The organism is Paraburkholderia sp. A1RI-2L, from assembly GCF_048957375.1.
In the GTDB taxonomy this organism is placed as follows: Bacteria; Pseudomonadota; Gammaproteobacteria; order Burkholderiales; family Burkholderiaceae; genus Paraburkholderia.
Genome location: NZ_JARBTA010000001.1, coordinates 148,983 through 165,131, shown reverse-complemented (window position 1 = coordinate 165,131; position 16,149 = coordinate 148,983). Strand labels below are relative to the sequence as shown.

The following is a 16,149-nucleotide window of genomic DNA, read 5'->3' as shown; positions in this document are numbered from 1 at the left end:
ACAGGTTGCCGGCTGGATTCCGGTCTGCACATGAATCGTATGGCGAGCGTCCCGCACGAGCTTCGCGGCAAAATAGCCATTCTGGTTATTTTCTTGTTTATCATATAGTTATGGTAAATTTCAGTCCCGGGAAGTGCCATGCATGCTGATGATCGGCTCGCGGCCATCGCCGTACTGGACCGCGCGGGCGAGATACTGCGTTCCGAACTCGGGGACGAAGCCCAAGCGATCTGGCCGGTCGTCTCCGCGCTCTTGCAAAACCATGCGCGTGACCGGCCGACGAGCATCACCGCACTCGCGGACCTGTCCGGCCTGCCGCGCACGAGCGCGCGCCGCATCATCTTCGGCCTGAAAGCGAAGGGCTGGATTGAGTTTCGCGCGATCACGGGTTCCGGCAGCCGAACGACGATCGTTCCGTCCGGTTGGCTGCTCGACCGTTTCGATCGGATCACCGAGCAGACGGTCCGCATGATCGTCGGTGCAACCGGCAACAGATCGTTCGACAGTCTCGGTGCCATGAACCTCGACCGCGACACCGGTATTGCGTGGCCGCACGCCGCGACCGAAGGCTTTGACGATTCGATCGAGGTGACGTTGATCGCTTATGAGGACCCGGTATTCGACATCCTCAAACGCAACCGGTCCGACATCGAGCGATTCGTTGGACAGCGCATGCGGATGCAGACGTTCCCTCAAGCCGGATATCGCGCAGTGCTCGACAGGTCGCTCACCGATACCTCCACGGCCGGCGGCACGACGCCGTTGCTCATCGCGATTCCGTTTCCGTGGCTTGCCGAACTGTGCGAGGACGGTCACCTGCTCGGGCTGCGGGGACTGCAAGCGGAAAGCAGCTTTTCCGGAGCCGACTTCTACGATGCCGTGTGGCAGGCAGGCTGGTTCGACGAGGAACTCTACGCGATCGCCCTGCAACCCACCGTCGACTTTCTCTGGTACCGGCAGGATCTGCTCGAAGCCGACGGACTCGAGCCTCCGCGTTGCTTCGACGATGTGCTCCGCATCGCGGCGCGCATGCATCGGCCTCGGCTGGGGCGTGCCGGCATCAGCTGGAACTCCGCCTCGGGACTGCCGCTCGCGGAAACGTTCCTGCAGATTCTCGGCGCCCAGGGCGGCGTCGAGTTTGACGATGGGGTCCTGCAGGTGGATACCGAAACAGGCATGCAGGTCATCGAGTATCTGCGCGCACTGGTTCCCGTTTCGCCTGCGCACTCGAGCAGCGTGGATTGGGCGAGGAACGCCCGGCTATTCGGCTCGGGAAAAGCCGCAATGTGTTACCACTGGTCAAACCGCTTTGGCGTGCTCGATAGTCACGCGCTCCTGCAAAAAGGCGGCCGCGTCGGACTGCAACTGCATCCCACCTGCACGCCCGGCATGACGCCCCTGTCACCCCTTGGCGGCGCACTGCTCGCCATTCCGCTGAGAAATTCCGAAGTCGCGGCGCGACGGGCGTGGCGGACCATCGAGACGCTGACGTCTCCCGAACTGATGAAATATTTTGTGCTTCACGGCGCCGCCGGCAGTGCCCGTCATTCCGTTGCGGAAGACCGCTATGTCCGGCAACGCAACCGTGTTGTCGAAGTGATCGACCGGCTCGCGAATGACAGGCAGATCCGCACGTTTCCTCCGGTGCCGTTACGGGGGTACCGGGGCATGACGCAAATCTTGAGCGGTCATCTCGAGCCCTTGCTGCGCTTACCCGATCGGGATGTGCGCAAAACACTTCGCGCTCTCCAGCGTGCGTTGGTTCAGCAACGCTGTCGCCGCTGAAGCAGATGGCGCATGAGCGCAAGACCATGCGCAGCGTCGGCACTGCCGCTTTCGACACGATGCACAGGCATGTGCCGATTCACCCCATCGCCTTCCTTCCCCGCTTCGCCTCATACATCGCCTGATCGGCGTGATCGATCAGGCGGGTCATCTCCACGCCGTCCTCGGGCAGCAGTGCGAACCCCACGCTCACGCCGAGTTCGATCGGCCGCCCTTCGAACTCGAACGGCTCGCCCACTTTCTCCGCGATGCGCCGGCTATGCGACTCGGCGTCCTTGCGCGAGCTGATGCCGGGCAGAATCATCGCGAATTCGTCGCCGCCCACGCGCGCGGCGGTATCCACCCGGCGGCAGTTTTTCACGATGCGCGCCGCCGTCTCCTTGATGGCCGCGTCGCCGGCCCGGTGGCCGTAGCGGTCGTTGATCGGCTTCAGGCCGTCCATGTCGAGATTGAGCACGCCCAGCCGGCCCTCCGAGCGCGTCGCCAGATCGACCGACTGGCGCAAGCGGTCGTAGAACAGCGCGCGGTTCGGCAAGCCCGTGAGCGCGTCGTGGGTCGCTTGCAGGTACAGCTCGCTAGTCTCCTGGCGCGCGGCATGGAACATCGCGGCCGCGATCAGGCCGGATATCAGCGAGAGCGCTTCGATATCGGCTTCGTCGAACGCAGCCACTTCGGGCGCCACCACTTTCAGCACGCCCACGGTGGTTTCCAGGTGCTTGAGTGGCGTGACGACCATCGAGCGCAGTCCCGCGCGCCGGCACGCTTCGCGATCCACGCGCGGATCGCTTTCCGAGTCGTCGCAGCGCAGGATTTCGCCGCTGCTCACACACAGTCCGGAGAGGCTCGTTTCGCGCGCGAGCCGCAAGCCCAGCATGTTCCCGACGCTGCCCGAGGCCGCGCGATACACCATCTCGTGGCCTTCAGCGAGCTCGACCACGGCGCCTTGTGCGCCGGTCAGCTCTTCGGCGCGCTGTGCGACGAAGGCCATCACGCCGCCGAGATCCAATCCCAGCTTCGCGATATCCGATTGCGCGCGGATGATTTCGAGGAGCGTTGCGTTGTCCAGGGTCGAGAAGCCGGTTGAGATTTTCATTGCGACGAACGGTTGCGAAATGAGCCGGATGGCGTTGCGTGAGCGTGCCTGACAGCACTGAAAGGCAAAGGTCTGATCTATAACAGGATAGCAAACCCTCGCTGTCATGCCGCTCAGCCTTCGATGCGCTCGCGCGTCACGCGCAACAGCGAGGCCATCGCGGCGCTCGCCGCCTGCGCATCGCGCCGGCCTATCGCCTCGAACACCGTCGTGTGGTCGGGCAGCGCGGCGTTGAACACGTCCGCGCGTTTTGCGTTGACGCGCAACTGGCCTTCGAGCGTGCGCTCGATCAGCGTGCCGAGCGGCACCAGCAGTTCATTGCGGCACGCCGCCAGCACCGCGAGGTGAAAGCGCAAGTCGGCGCGCACCCATTCGTCGACGTTGCGCGCTTCGGCCATTGCGGTGTGGGCGTTTGCGAGCCGCTCGAGCGCGGGGGCATCGTGGGCGCTCGCGGCCAGGCCCGCCGCGAACGGCTCGATCATCTCGCGCATCTCCTGGAGCTTGAGCGCGAATGCAAGCGGCGGCGCGACGCGCGCGTACCAGTCGAGCAAGTCGGCATCGAGCAGATTCCACGCTGTGCGCTCGCGCACCCGCGTGCCCACCTTCGGACGCGACTCCACGAGCCCCTTCGAGGTCAGTGTGCGCAAGGCCTCGCGCAGCACCGTGCGGCTTACGTCGAAGGCCGCCATGAGGTCGGCTTCGCGGGGCAGTATCTCGGCGGGCGCGTAGTCGCCGCGCAGGATCGCGCTGCCAAGTTCGAACGCCACCGTTCCATGCAGATCGCGCTGAATTGCCGTTCTCCCTAGGTTAAATCCACTGCAAAAGCCCAGATACTGGGAGCTCACGCGAAATAATACTATTAATAGCACTTAAAGGCGATTTTTGCAGTAGCATGGGCTCCTCGACGCGGCGACAAGTGACGATGTGGCCGCGCAATGATTAGCTTTGATGGGATGGGAGACCCCGCATGAAAATCACCAAGCTCGAAACCTTCGTCGTGCCGCCCCGCTGGTGCTTTCTCAAGATCGAAACGGACGAGGGCATCGTCGGTTGGGGCGAGCCCGTTGTCGAAGGCCGCGCGCACACCGTCGCGGCGGCGGTCGACGAACTCGCCGATTACTTGATCGGCAAGGATCCACGGCTCATCGAAGATCACTGGCAGGTGATGTATCGCGCGGGCTTTTACCGCGGCGGTCCCATCTCGATGAGTGCGATCGCGGGCGTGGATCAGGCGCTCTGGGACATCCTGGGCAAGCATCATGGCGTGCCCGTGCACGCGCTGCTCGGCGGCCAGGTGCGCGACAAGATCAAGGTCTACTCGTGGATCGGCGGCGACCGTCCGAGCGACGTCGCGAACAACGCGCGCGCCGTGGTCGAGCGCGGCTTCAAGGCCGTCAAGATGAACGGCTCGGAAGAACTGCAGATCATCGACACCTTTGACAAGGTGCAAGGCGTGATCAACAACGTCGCGGCGGTGCGCGAGGCCGTGGGACCGAACGTCGGCATCGGCGTGGACTTTCATGGCCGCGTGCACAAGCCGATGGCCAAGGTGCTCGCGAAGGAGCTCGACCCGTTCAAGCTGATGTTCATCGAGGAGCCGGTGCTTTCGGAGAATGTCGAGGCGCTGCGCGACATCGTCAATCAGACGAGCACGCCGATCGCGCTGGGCGAGCGTTTGTACTCGCGCTGGGATTTCAAGCACATCCTCGCGGGCGGCTATGTGGACATCATCCAGCCCGATGCTTCGCACGCGGGCGGCATCACCGAGTGCCGCAAGATCGCCGCGATGGCCGAGGCCTACGACGTCGCGCTCGCGCTGCATTGCCCCCTCGGGCCCATTGCGCTCGCGACATGCTTGCAGATCGATGCGGTGAGCTACAACGCGTTCATCCAGGAGCAGAGCCTCGGCATCCACTACAACAAGGGCAACGATCTGCTCGACTACATCGGGAATCCCGAAGTCTTCAAGTACGAAGACGGCTTCGTGTCGATTCCGCAAGGCCCGGGTCTCGGCATCGAAGTCAACGAGGAGAAGGTGCGCGAGATGGCGAAGACGGGACATCGCTGGCGCAACCCGGTGTGGCGTCACGAGGACGGCAGCGTCGCCGAATGGTGATTTCGATGCAAACGCGCGTTACGTGACGCGCACGTTACGGCGCGTTTCAGCGCCGTAACGTTCGAGGCCGTTTTGCGGCCCAAACGCTGCAACATGCCTTCGGGCGGGTTCTGCGAATGGCGCTTTCGCACATGGCGTGGGCACCTGCAGATGCCCGTCACGCAAGGCTTTGCGCACTTCGCACTTTGCCCGCGCGCCATCTACGGCGCCATCTGGCCCTCGCTGGCCTGCTCCTTGCTGAATTCCCTGCGGCACTCATACCCGCCCTACACCAGCCGCAGGGATTCACATGGAAGCAATGCTCCCCGACTATCTGATCCGCGAGCAGGCCGCTGTTGGCGCTTTGTTCGTTTTTGGCCTGATGCGCGTGATCGCTGCCGCCGTCGCGTGTACGCGCGGCTGGCGCATCCTCGTTGTCGAGCAGAGCCTGATCGGCGTCGCGATGCTGTGGTGCGCGCCGCAGCTCGTCGAGCTGATCGCTCATCCGTCTTCGGTGCTCGCGCTCGCCGAACTCGAAGGCAAGGCCATCGGCTGCGCCATCGCCCTCTTCTTCTCGCCGATCCTCAGTCACCGGCTCGGCTACGAATGAGGCTGCGCTAGCGCTCGAACGAAGGCGCACGCGCAATCCGCGAGCGCCATCTTTGGTCCGGCGTTTCAGCCCTGCAACACATAGCCCGGCACACTGTGCCCGAGCACGGCCGCGACGACGAGCACCGCCATCATCACCAGCGCTTCGAGATGCAGCACGTTGACGAAACGGCGCGCCGCGACCGTCGATGCCGCGCGGCGCAACACGGGCATCGCCACGACGCGGTTAAAGCCGCCCAGCAGCATCGCCAGCACGACGAGCGCGAGCTTGGCGATCAGCACGTGGCCCCATGTGCTCGTCATGAGCACATGGGGAGAGCCGCCAGTGCCGCGCAGCGCATTGAACACGCCCGTCGCGAGCACGAGCCCTACGGCGAACAGCGCCACATTCGACACTTGCCCTGCCGTGCGGATCAGCACGCCGCGCGCCGTCGATGCGCCGAGCGCCGGCAGCACGGCCAGCCCGCCGGCCATCACGATGCCGCTCCATGCGCTCGCGCTGAGCACGTGCAGCGTCTGCACGCCGAGCGCCGCCGAAGCGAAGCCGGCATCGACGGCATGACCGAGTCCCGCGCGCCCGGCGGCCGTGGCGATGAGCGCGAGCCACAACACGCCGTCGCGCGCCGCGCTGGCCGGCATCAGCGCCATGGCGGCCACCACCAGCGCGCCCACGAACGCAACGCTCCACGCGTGGCCCACGTGCGTTTGCGCGAGCACCGTCGGCACGACGCTAAATGAGCCCGGCAGCGTCCCGCCGCTGATCGACGCGCTTTCATACAGCAGCCACATGACGAGCGCGATCACGAGCACGAGCGAGCCCGCTCGCAGCGATGTTTGTGCACGCAGCCACGCGGGTCGCGCCGGCGCGACCGCACTGCGAGCATCCTTCTCGAGCCATGCGCCATAGAGCGTCGAGCCCAGCGCAAACGCATAGGCGATGTTCACGAGGGCGGCCATCGCGACCTGCCCGATCCACAGCCAGTCAGCTTTCATCGGACCACGACCTCCCGGCATTCACGACATACGGGGAGCGTGGCGAGGTCCGCGGCACGCGGCTGCGGCATCGAGTGAGAAAGTGCAATTGAAGTCATCGAGACGAGTGGCAAGGAAACAACAAGAAAACAAGGTGGAATCAGATCAGCATCGACGCTGGCGCAACGATGCATGCATGCCGGTAGCGCGCTTGCATGCCATTTCGCGACGTGCCTTCTTCGATAGCCGCCACGCCGATCGGTTCAACCGCGGGTTCAACCGCGAACATGCTGCGATCCCGATGCGCATGGCATGCAGTGCGGCGCAAGCAGGGGCAATCCCGAGTCGCGGATCGGCCAACAAGTGCAGAATCATAACCGGCGACGTTGCGGCTCCCTGCCGCAATCGCGTTCGGGCAAGGCCTGTGCAGGCGACTCGATAGCACACGTGGCAAATAGTCACTATCAGGTCGCGATGATAGAATCTGCTGCGTCGCCGCGGCGCGCACGGTGTTTGGTTTCAAGCGCGCGCAGCCTACAAGCCGGGTCGTTCGAAGCCTGGTCAGGTCCACGATAAAGAATGGAGTCGCGCGTGTCCCCAAGACGTATCTCCAGACCGCTCAATACGCTCGCCGCGCCGCTGTTGGCCGCCTTGCTGTTCGGCACGGCCGGCATCTTCAGCGCAGCGTCCGCCCAGACCCCGCAGCCCAAAGCCCCCGACACGATTGCAGCGCGCGTGCAGGGCTGTACCGCGTGTCACGGCACGCACGGCCAGGGGACCGACAACGACTACTTCCCGCGCCTCGCAGGCAAACCGGCGGAGTACCTGTACAACCAGCTGATGAATTTTCGCGAGGGTCGCCGCAAGTACCCTCCGATGAATTATCTGGTCACGTATCTCTCCGACGACTACCTGCACGAGATCGCGACGTACTTCTCGCAGCAGCGGCCGCCCTACCCGCCGCCTTCGAAGTCCGCGGTCGCCGAAAGCACGCTCAAGCGCGGCCGCGAAATCGTGCTGCATGGCGACCCGGCAAAGCAGGTGCCCGCGTGCGCGGCCTGCCACGGCGCGAAGCTCACCGGCATGGAGCCCGCCATTCCGGGCCTCGTCGGCCTGCATTCGGATTACATCAGCGCGCAGATCGGCGCCTGGCGTTCGGGCTCGCGCCACGCCAAGGCGCCCGACTGCATGCATGAGATCGCCACGCGCCTCACGGATGACGACGTGAACTCGGTCGCTGCCTGGCTCTCGACGCAAAGCGCACCGCAAAATCCCGTGCCGGCACCGGCTGGCTCGTTGAAGACGCCGCTTGCATGCGGCAGCGAACCGCAATAAGGCGCCGGGGGAGACAGCCATATGAACCGCAAGTCCCTGTTCGCACTTTCCGCAGTCGTCGTCACCGCTGCCGCCGCGCTCGTGCCGGTGCTGTGGACCGGCACCGACTTTCTGCGCAACAGCTCGGCGCAGGCGGCCACGCCCGCCGACCAGTCCGAACTCATCAAGAAGGGCGAGCTGCTCGCCCGCGCCGGCGACTGCGTGGCCTGCCACACGGTGCGCGGCGGCAAGACCTTCGCGGGCGGCCTGCCGATGGCGACGCCATTCGGCACGCTCTATACACCGAACATCACGCCCGACGACAAGTACGGCATCGGCAAATGGACCGCCGACGACTTCTATCGCGCCATGCACACAGGCCGCTCGAAGGACGGCAGCCTGCTCTACCCGGCCTTCCCGTTCACGAGCTACACGAAGGTCACGCGCGCCGACTCGGACGCCATCTACGCGTACCTGCGCTCGGTGGAGCCGGTGAACGTGCCGAGCCGCCCGCACGAGCTCAAGTTCCCGTTCAACAACCGCAACCTGCTGATCGGCTGGCGCACGCTGTTCTTCCGTGAAGGCGAGTACAAGGCCGACCCGACCAAATCGGTCGAATGGAACCGCGGCGCGTATCTGGTCGAGGGCCTGGGTCACTGCGGCATGTGCCATACGTCCATCAACATGATGGGCGGGCCGGTCAACTCGTCGGCGTTCGCGGGCGGCCTGATCCCGCTGCAGAACTGGTACGCGCCGTCGCTCACCTCGAGTGAAGGCGGCCTCGGCGACTGGGACATCAAGGAGATTTCGAGCCTTCTGAAAACCGGCGTCTCGGAACGCGGCGCGGTATTCGGTCCGATGGCGGACGTGGTCCATAACAGTCTGCAATATCTCCCCGACGACGATATCCAGGCGATGGCGACCTATCTCAAGACGATTCCACAAAAGAAGGAAGCGCCTGAGAACATGCAGATGGAAACGTCCGAAGCGTTCGGAGGCGAACTCTTACAGCAAGGTCAGAAGATCTACCATGACCAGTGTGCAAAGTGTCACGCGGAAAACGGCCTCGGCATGCCGCCGAACTTCCCGCCGCTCGCGAACAACCAGTCGATCCAGATGAAATCGGCGGTGAATCCGATCCGCATGGTGCTCAACGGCGGCTATCCGCCCAGCACGCAGGGCAATGCGCGCCCCTATGGCATGCCGCCGTTCGCGCAATCGCTGTCCAATCAGGAAGTGGCGGCGGTCGTGACGTTCATCCGCATGTCGTGGGGCAACAAGGGCACGCCGGTGTCCCCGCAACAGGTGGCCGATCTGCGCTCCGCGCCGCTCGACTGACGCTCGTTTGTTATAGTGGCGTCTGCCTGATAAAGGGCGCAGCCGGCAAAACGCCGCCGGCTGCGCCCTTCGCTATTGTCGGGGCAAGAAGAACAAGGAGTAGCCGTCATGAACCCGGGTGAGCGTCTGAACAGCGTTACGCACCTCCTGGGCGCGCTGCTGTCGGTCGCCGGGCTGGTTTCGCTCGTGACGCTCGGCGCGCTCGATCACGATGCATACAAGGTCGTGAGCTTCGCCGTCTACGGCGCCATGCTGTGCGCGCTGTACACCGTCTCCACGCTGTATCACGGCGTGCGCGGGCCGCGCCTCAAGGCCGTGCTGCAAAAGTGCGATCATGCCGCGATCTATCTGCTGATCGCGGGCAGCTATACTCCGTTCTCGCTTGTCACGTTGCGCGGGCCGTGGGGCTGGTCGCTGTTCGGCGTAAGCTGGGGGCTTGCCGTGTTCGGCATCGTGCAGGAACTCACGATCGGGCGCCGCACGCGCAAGCTCTCGATGGTGCTGTACGTGATCATGGGCTGGCTCGCGCTGGTCGCCGCCGGGCCGCTCATCGGCGCGCTGCCGGCAGCCGGCACCGCGTGGTTGCTGGCAGGCGGCATCATCTATAGCGGCGGCATTTATTTTTTCGTCAACGACGAGCGCATCCGGCACGGACATGGTATCTGGCATCTGTTCGTGCTCGCCGGGAGCGTCTGTCAATTCGTGAGCGTCGCGGCCTACGTCGCATGATGCGCCGCCGGCGCATTCACCGGACGCACACAGGGCGCGCGTTGCCCATACGAAGACCATCGCGCGGCGGCCGCAGTGTCCGCGGCTGCGCGATGCAACTTTACGCCAGCCGGCGGGTCTGCATAGACCGCCGACACCCGGCGCGCGCACTGGCGCGCCGTCCGAATGAACGCGAGCGGGCGCAGCCGCATCTCGCGCGCCGCGCCGTGCTGTTGCCTCGGCCAGCAGCGCCTTGCCGCTCGCGCCACTGCAATACAACAGGTCTTTATGTCTTTTGATTCTCTCGGCTTGTCCGAACCGCTGGTCCGCGCCGTCAACGAACTGGGCTATACCACGCCCACGCCCATCCAGCTGCAAGCCATTCCCGCCGTGCTGAACGGCGGCGATCTGCTCGCCGGCGCCCAGACAGGCACCGGCAAGACCGCCGGCTTCACGCTGCCCATCCTGCAGCGCCTGTCCGAGATGCCGCCCGCCGCTTCAGGCAAGCGCGTCGTGCGTGCGCTCATTCTTACGCCCACGCGCGAGCTGGCTGCCCAGGTCGAGGAAAGCGTGCGCGCCTACGGCAAGTATCTGAAGCTCAAGTCGACGGTGATGTTCGGCGGCGTGGGCATCAATCCGCAGATCGACGCGCTCAAGCGCGGCGTGGACATCGTGGTCGCGACGCCGGGCCGCCTGCTCGATCACATGCAGCAGAAGACCATCGACCTCGCGCATCTCGAAATCCTCGTGCTCGACGAAGCCGACCGCATGCTCGACATGGGCTTCATCCACGACATCAAGCGCGTGCTCGCGAAGTTGCCCCCAAAGCGCCAGAATCTGCTCTTCTCGGCCACCTTCGCCGACGAGATCAAGGCGCTCGCCGACAGCCTGCTCGACTCGCCCGCGCTCATCGAAGTCGCACGCCGCAACACCACGGCGGAAACCGTCGCGCAGAAGATCTACCCCGTCGATCGCGACCGCAAGCGCGATCTGCTCACGCACCTGATCCGCCAGCACAACTGGTTCCAGGTGCTCGTGTTCACTCGCACCAAGCACGGCGCGAACCGCCTTGCCGAGCAACTCACGAAGGACGGCATCAGCGCGCTCGCGATCCACGGCAACAAGAGCCAGTCGGCCCGCACGCGCGCCTTGAGCGAGTTCAAGGACGGCACGCTGCAGGTGCTCGTGGCCACCGACATCGCCGCGCGCGGCATCGACATCGACCAGTTGCCGCACGTGGTCAACTTCGACCTGCCCAACGTGCCCGAGGACTACGTGCACCGCATCGGCCGCACCGGACGCGCGGGCGCGACGGGCGAAGCGGTTTCGCTCGTGTGCGTGGACGAGCACCAGCTTCTGAAGGACATCGAAAAGCTCATCAAGCGCGCGGTGCCGCAAGAGGTCATTGCGGGCTTCGAGCCGGATCCGAACGCCAAGCCTGAGCCGATCCTGCGCCGTGGCCAGCAGCAAGGCCGTGGGCAGCGTCAAGGGCAAAGCCAGGGGCGCGCCGCGACCGGCAATGCCGCGGCGGCCAAGCCCGCACAGGGACGTGACGGACGCGACACGCGCGGCGGCAACCGCGAGGGTAGCCGCGACGGGAACCGTGCTCAGGCGGCCAATGGCGGTGGCAATCGCGCCAACAGCGGTGGCAATCATGGCGGCAACGGCGGTGGTAACGGCGGCGGCCAGCGCCCGGCCAAGCCCGCCGCACCGAATGGCGTGCGCACGGCCAAGCCGGTGAAGCAGCAAAGCGCGAATCATGGCGCACCGGGCAGCCGCGGCGAGCACACGCGCCGTGAAAGCCAGCGCGGGGTGTCGCATGAAAGCGCGCTGGGACGCCCGCAACGCAAGCCGCAATCGAATCCGGGCGCCCTGCTTGGCGGACGCCCGGGCGCCAGCTCGCGCCGCGACGGCAACGGCCAGCGCGACCGGTAATCGCCGTTAGTCGCCGAAGGTGCAAAGGCCCGCTGTTTAGCGGGCCTTTTTCGTTTTCAGCCTGGCTTCATGCCAGACGAGCGGCGAGACGGGGCTTCAGCGGAAGAACACGTGCTGCGTGATCTTCGCCAGCGGATAGTGCACGCCAGGCTGAATTTTTGCGGGAATATCGAGCGGCTTGAGCAGCATTTTCACGCACATATCGGCGGAAAGATTGTGGCGCACGAGCTTGTTCACGCGCGCCGTCAGTTCGCGGTTGTAGGCGAGATCCTTCACACGGTCGGGATAGCGAACCGCGAACACGTGACGCAACGCAATCTCCGAGTCCTCGTTCTTGATCTCCATCACACGACGCATGAGCGCGCCGAGCACGGCGAGGCGCCCATGGCCTTCGACCTGGTTGTACTTCTTGAAGTAGCGGAAAAAGTGCTTGTAGTGGCGCACTTCGTCGCTGCGGATGTTGTCGGTGATTTCCTTGAGCACCGGCTCGTCCGAGCATTCGCCGATCGCTCGATAGAGCGTGGCCGTGCCCGTCTCCACCACGCAGCGCGCGACCATTTCCAGCGCACGCGTACGCTCGAACTCCTCGAAAGAGCAGGTCTTCGAATACTCTTCGATGAAGTTTCGGAACGCCGTGTCCCAGTCGAATTCGGGCCAGACGTACTGGATGTAGGTCTTCAGTGCGCGGCCATGCTGAAGCTCCTCGTGCTCCCACTCGTTGTTGAGCCACTCGGAGACTTCCGGATCGCCGTTGAAGAAGATGCTGAGGTTGCTCGTGTACAGGTCCGAACCGCTTTCAATGAACGACGACGCGCAGAGCAGCAACAGCAGGTCTTCGTTGGTACGGGCACGCTGACAGTCGATCCGCGTGAGGTCGATATCTTCGATACGCCAGGGCATCACGTGGCGAGGCTCGGTGTTGTTGCGCATTCTGTCTTGCTCCAAAGCGGCCCCTTTTCGCGCAGCACGCCACCGGAGTGGCAACCCGGTCTTTGCCGGTCCAGCATTTGCGCCGCGTGGTGAAAGGCACCAGCCGTCATTACTTCATCTTAGATCTTGTTTCGCGAAGCTGCAGTCTGAGAGCACAGACCAATCCCGCTTAACGCAGTTCCAGGAAGAGTCGACTTGTAAGGCGCTTGCGAGCGCATTTCATGCCCTGATCAGACGCCAAGGCGCGTGGCCACGGGCGCTCGGCGACCTTGCGCCGCGTGCGCAGGCCCCGTCCCGCACCCGCACATGCGCCGGGCGCCCATCGCCGCGCTCTCCCGCACTGCGGCAAAAACTTGAAGTGAAATCAAGGATCTGCGCGCACAGCTCGACCGCCGCAGCAGACGCGGAATGTCAAACAGAAAATTTTCGGAGAGTGATTTGTACAACGCAGGGCGGTTGACTACACTCCAGTTCCCCGGCGTCGATCCGGGCTGGATGATGTTTGCGTTGTTTGTCGCTACTTTGCAGAATTCGTGGCGCACGGCAGCAAACGGACCGCTCATCTGGCACCCAGGTCGCGCCGTTGCAGGCTTTCGCTCACGCCCACCGCATGATTGTCGTCACGCCGCCCAGCGGGCCGCGATTGATGACCTCTGATGCGGCAACATGGAGAGAACGATGCTGAGTCCGCATGAATTCGCCACCCTGCTGCTAGTGAAGGACGCCCCCAACCAGATCGACATGGAACGCGAAGAACTGGACGCCCTCCTCGAACGACAGCTCGTCCAGTTGGAGCGCCTCGCTTCCGGTCTCCAGCAGTGGCGACTGACAGAAATTGGCGACTCCGCGTTGCGCGCCATCAAGCGCTTTTCATAGCGGAACCGGCCTGTGGCGCTCGCGCGCAGGCCGGCCTCATCTCGCTGATGCCTCGCTAATCTTTCTCGACCTGCGCGGGCGCCGGAATCGTCCGCCAGCGAGATGTGTCGAGACCTTCCCCGATGCAGGCGCACGGCTGTAGACGTACGCCTGCAGTGCATGGTCACGCGGACCCGCGCGCTTCATGCCCGCGTGACCATTTTTTTCGCGCCTGCGCAGACGAAGGATGCGCCGCTACGCCGCGCTCAGCCCCCGCGCAGCGTAGGGTCCGCCGATGCGCGCCATGACAGCGCCAAGGCGCGCTGCTCGTTCAGATACGTCACCCATTGGTCGCGCGCCTGCGTGTTCGCGCCCGCACCGTGCGCGGCGTACTGCTGGGCAAGACCGGCCTGGAAGCTGCAGAACTGCGCCTGCGGCAGCTTGCCGTGACGGTTCGCCACCCAGGCGTCGTAGACGGCCGAATAGACGGCCGGCGTATCGGCGCCATAGTCGGCTTGCTGAGCGCCGCACATCTGCTGCAATTGTGCGAACGGCGGCGCGCTCCCGCCCAGTAGCCCAGGCGCGCCGGCGCATCCGGCACACCCGACGGCCAGCACCGCTGCACCGATCGTTGCAAGTCCACGCATAGCCTTCCCCTCGTCTTTATTCGCCTGGTGCTACTGATTTCCGTCGGCTTCGACGGCGTTCGGTCACGCTGGCTATTGTCGCATCGCGCAGCGCGCGCCACACTCTCCCCGCGCAGACCCGTACCTCTCCCCGGAAAGCCGGCAGGATGGTCGCCACGGCAGCAAAAGCACGTATCATGATGTTTTCAACCTTCCCGTCTTGCCCGGCCACCCGTGCTGCGTCTGGCCCGGCCACCCCGCTTTTCCGCCCTTTCGTCTTGCGCATGATCGACCATCTCATCTGCGACTGCGACGGCGTACTCGTCGACAGCGAAGTCATTGCCGACCACGTCCTCTTCGATACGCTCAGCCGCACGTTTCCCGGCATCGACTTCCGCGCCGCCGTGGCCACGGCGTTCGGCCAGCAGACCTCGCGCTTTCTCGCCGATGTCGCGGCGCGCTTCGATCTCACGCTGCCCGAGCATTTTCTCGAAACCATCGAACACAACTGCGAAATCGCCATTGCAGAATCGGTGAGCCCGATCAATGGCGTGCGCGACGCGCTGCGCCAGCTCGCGCTGCCTGCCGCCGTGGTGTCGAACAGCCGGCTCACGCGCGTGCATGCCTCGGTGCGGCGCGCGGGGCTCGATGCGATCTTCGGCGAGCGCATCTTCAGCGCCGAGCAGGTCGAGCGGCCCAAGCCCTATCCGGACATCTATCTGCACGCGGCGCTCGCGCTCGGCGTGGAACCGGAGCGCTGCCTCGTCGTCGAGGACAGCCTCTCGGGCCTGAACGCCGCGCGCGCGGCCGGCATGAAGACGATCGCGTTCGTCGGCGCGAGCCATATCCCGTCGGGCTATGCCGACGTGCTGCGCGAGATGGGCATCACGCGCATCATGAAGCACATGGACGAACTGCCCGCGCTCGTCGAGGCGGGCGTACGCGGGGAATTCGGCGATCAACAGTCCTAGCCGCTTGCCTGCGCGCGTGCCGTAACGCGGCGCGTGCGCAGAACGGCAAACGGCGCGTGAGCCATCTGGCCCACGCGCCGTTTTCACTACCGAGCCCGGATCAGCGATGAGCCAGGCGCCTTATGCAGGCTCGGCGCAGCGCTCGCGCGCCTGCGCGAGCGACTCACGGAACGCCACCAGCTCGGCGATCGTCAGCATCGGCAGGTTGTGCAGCTTCGCGAAATCATCGACCTGCTGGCCGCGCGCCATGGTGCCGTCCGGGTTCATCAGCTCGCACAGCACGCCGGCGGGCGCGAGGCCCGCGAGCACGGCCAGATCGACGGTGCCTTCGGTGTGGCCGCGACGCGCCAGCACGCCGCCCGGCTGCGCGCGCAGCGGAAACACGTGGCCCGGGCGCACGATGTCGGCGGGCTGCGCGTTCGGGGCGATGGCGGCGCGGATCGTCGTCACGCGGTCGGCGGCGGATACGCCCGTGCTCACGCCATCGCGCGCCTCGATCGACACCGTGAACGCGGTGCGATTGCGGCTCTCGTTGTGCGCGACCATGGGCGGCAGTTCGAGCGCGCGCACCTTCTCGTCGGACAGGCACAGGCACACGATGCCGCTGCATTCTCGGATGAACAGCGCCATCGTCTCCGGGGTAAGACATTCGGCAGCCAGCACCAGATCAGCTTCGTCTTCGCGGTCGTGGTCGTCCTGGAGCACGACCGGACGGCCTTCGCGCATGGCTTGCAGCGCGGCGGCGATGCGCGGCGGCACCGGTTCGGTATCGAGCAGGGGAAGATCTTCGATGGCGTCGAGCGGCGACTCGACAAATACTGCGTTGCGGGTAAAGGACATGTGAAACGCTCCTCGCAAGAGTTGGGCGAAAAACGTTTCAGGGCATTGCAAACAGACAGGAATCCCCGGCGAACGGCG

At 64.9% G+C, this 16,149-nt stretch carries 16 protein-coding genes and 1 pseudogene; 10 read left to right on the top strand and 7 right to left on the bottom strand.

Annotated features, from left to right (window positions below; all coding sequences use genetic code 11):
- Positions 1-138: 138 nt before the first annotated feature.
- A pseudogene (locus PWP93_RS00725) lies at positions 139-324 on the top strand (hypothetical protein); the annotation flags it as partial.
- Positions 325-516: 192 nt separating this feature from the next.
- Positions 517-1,785: an ABC transporter substrate-binding protein gene (locus tag PWP93_RS00720; RefSeq protein WP_421044969.1), complete on the top strand. Its 1,269-nt coding sequence runs from the start codon at positions 517-519 to the stop codon at positions 1,783-1,785.
- A gap of 79 nt (positions 1,786-1,864) precedes the next feature.
- Here the strand turns inward: PWP93_RS00720 and PWP93_RS00715 are convergent, their stop codons facing one another.
- Positions 1,865-2,878 carry a diguanylate cyclase domain-containing protein gene (locus PWP93_RS00715; RefSeq protein ID WP_421043112.1) on the bottom strand — a complete coding sequence of 338 codons (1,014 nt, stop codon included), beginning with the start codon at positions 2,876-2,878 and terminating at the stop codon, positions 1,865-1,867.
- A 113-nt stretch (positions 2,879-2,991) separates the two neighbouring features.
- Positions 2,992-3,708 (bottom strand): FadR/GntR family transcriptional regulator, encoded by a 717-nt coding sequence (locus tag PWP93_RS00710; RefSeq protein WP_421044968.1) that lies wholly within the window; start codon positions 3,706-3,708, stop codon positions 2,992-2,994.
- Positions 3,709-3,845: 137 nt separating this feature from the next.
- Between PWP93_RS00710 and dgoD the strand changes: the two genes are divergently transcribed.
- Together dgoD and PWP93_RS00700 are read left to right on the top strand one after the other, a co-directional pair.
- Positions 3,846-4,994: a galactonate dehydratase gene (dgoD, locus tag PWP93_RS00705; RefSeq protein WP_421043111.1), complete on the top strand. Its 1,149-nt coding sequence runs from the start codon at positions 3,846-3,848 to the stop codon at positions 4,992-4,994.
- Between the two features lie 289 nt (positions 4,995-5,283).
- The gene (locus tag PWP93_RS00700) at positions 5,284-5,583 is read left to right on the top strand and encodes a hypothetical protein (protein ID WP_421024704.1); all 300 of its coding nucleotides are present in this window, start codon (positions 5,284-5,286) and stop codon (positions 5,581-5,583) included.
- Positions 5,584-5,648: 65 nt separating this feature from the next.
- Here the strand turns inward: PWP93_RS00700 and PWP93_RS00695 are convergent, their stop codons facing one another.
- Positions 5,649-6,575 (bottom strand): copper resistance D family protein, encoded by a 927-nt coding sequence (locus PWP93_RS00695; protein ID WP_421043110.1) that lies wholly within the window; start codon positions 6,573-6,575, stop codon positions 5,649-5,651.
- Between the two features lie 139 nt (positions 6,576-6,714).
- Complete coding sequence (locus tag PWP93_RS00690) at positions 6,715-6,843, bottom strand: hypothetical protein (protein ID WP_421043109.1); 129 nt, start codon at positions 6,841-6,843, stop codon at positions 6,715-6,717.
- A gap of 290 nt (positions 6,844-7,133) precedes the next feature.
- On the opposite strand from PWP93_RS00690, the gene PWP93_RS00685 reads away from it, so the two are divergent.
- From PWP93_RS00685 to PWP93_RS00670, 4 genes are all read left to right on the top strand, one after another.
- Positions 7,134-7,889, top strand: a complete 756-nt coding sequence (locus tag PWP93_RS00685; RefSeq protein WP_421043108.1) for a c-type cytochrome — start codon at positions 7,134-7,136, stop codon at positions 7,887-7,889.
- Between the two features lie 21 nt (positions 7,890-7,910).
- On the top strand, positions 7,911-9,206 hold the full coding sequence (locus tag PWP93_RS00680) for a c-type cytochrome (RefSeq protein WP_421024707.1): 1,296 nt from the start codon (positions 7,911-7,913) through the stop codon (positions 9,204-9,206).
- Between the two features lie 108 nt (positions 9,207-9,314).
- Positions 9,315-9,935, top strand: coding sequence for a PAQR family membrane homeostasis protein TrhA (trhA, locus tag PWP93_RS00675; RefSeq protein ID WP_421024708.1), 621 nt, complete (start codon positions 9,315-9,317; stop codon positions 9,933-9,935).
- A 267-nt stretch (positions 9,936-10,202) separates the two neighbouring features.
- A complete protein-coding gene (locus PWP93_RS00670; protein WP_421043107.1) occupies positions 10,203-11,849 on the top strand; it encodes a DEAD/DEAH box helicase in 1,647 nt (548 codons plus the stop codon).
- A 96-nt stretch (positions 11,850-11,945) separates the two neighbouring features.
- Here PWP93_RS00670 and PWP93_RS00665 read toward each other — a convergent pair whose 3' ends face one another.
- On the bottom strand, positions 11,946-12,749 hold the full coding sequence (locus tag PWP93_RS00665; protein ID WP_421025266.1) for a ferritin-like domain-containing protein: 804 nt from the start codon (positions 12,747-12,749) through the stop codon (positions 11,946-11,948).
- 708 nt (positions 12,750-13,457) lie between these two features.
- On the opposite strand from PWP93_RS00665, the gene PWP93_RS00660 reads away from it, so the two are divergent.
- On the top strand, positions 13,458-13,655 hold the full coding sequence (locus PWP93_RS00660) for a hypothetical protein (RefSeq protein WP_028217863.1): 198 nt from the start codon (positions 13,458-13,460) through the stop codon (positions 13,653-13,655).
- 245 nt (positions 13,656-13,900) lie between these two features.
- Here the strand turns inward: PWP93_RS00660 and PWP93_RS00655 are convergent, their stop codons facing one another.
- Entirely contained in the window at positions 13,901-14,281 is a 381-nt protein-coding gene (locus PWP93_RS00655; RefSeq protein ID WP_421043106.1) for a hypothetical protein, read from the bottom strand.
- A gap of 263 nt (positions 14,282-14,544) precedes the next feature.
- Between PWP93_RS00655 and PWP93_RS00650 the strand changes: the two genes are divergently transcribed.
- Entirely contained in the window at positions 14,545-15,231 is a 687-nt protein-coding gene (locus PWP93_RS00650) for an HAD family hydrolase (protein WP_421043105.1), read from the top strand.
- Between the two features lie 120 nt (positions 15,232-15,351).
- On the opposite strand, the gene ribB is transcribed toward PWP93_RS00650, so the two are convergent.
- On the bottom strand, positions 15,352-16,071 hold the full coding sequence (ribB, locus tag PWP93_RS00645; protein ID WP_421024713.1) for a 3,4-dihydroxy-2-butanone-4-phosphate synthase: 720 nt from the start codon (positions 16,069-16,071) through the stop codon (positions 15,352-15,354).
- Between the last annotated feature and the right edge of the window lie 78 nt (positions 16,072-16,149).